At 32.5% G+C, this 467-nt stretch carries 1 pseudogene; it reads left to right on the top strand.

Annotated elements, in window-relative coordinates:
• A pseudogene (locus MES37_RS24580) lies at positions 1-467 on the top strand (hypothetical protein); the annotation flags it as partial.

Genomic DNA, 467 nt, shown 5'->3' with positions numbered 1-467 from the left:
GACGCATTAGAGAATAATAAAGAAAACACTATAGGGTTAATTTTTTACCCTTCAAAATCAAAAAAAAGAATAGAATATTCTTGTGAAGTAAAGGTTGTTAAATTAACTCCAAACATGCCTAATGAAACGATAACTAATTTCAAGGTTAGCTTTGATGGTGCAAACGAGCGTTCCTTTACCGATCCTCAAGGCTATTCCATCGAAGACATTAAAGACACGACCTTTAATCCAATAGTAAAAGGAGTATCTAATAGAATTAAATTTAGTGGGCATGAAAAACCTAATGATTGGTTGACAGCCTCCAGAAATTTTATTGTAGAAGGCATTCCTGAATGGCAATGGACAAAAGCCACTCCTCAACAGAATAATATGGAATTACGGAATCAACTGATTGTTATATATAAAGACATACTTAATGACTTGGAAGGCAATGATCTTGTAAATGTAAAAAAGAAATATTCTATTGC

Origin of the sequence: Buttiauxella sp. S19-1, assembly GCF_022134725.1 — a bacterium.
GTDB classification, from domain to species: domain Bacteria; phylum Pseudomonadota; class Gammaproteobacteria; order Enterobacterales; family Enterobacteriaceae; genus Buttiauxella; species Buttiauxella ferragutiae.
This window is presented reverse-complemented; position numbering and strand designations above follow the sequence as displayed.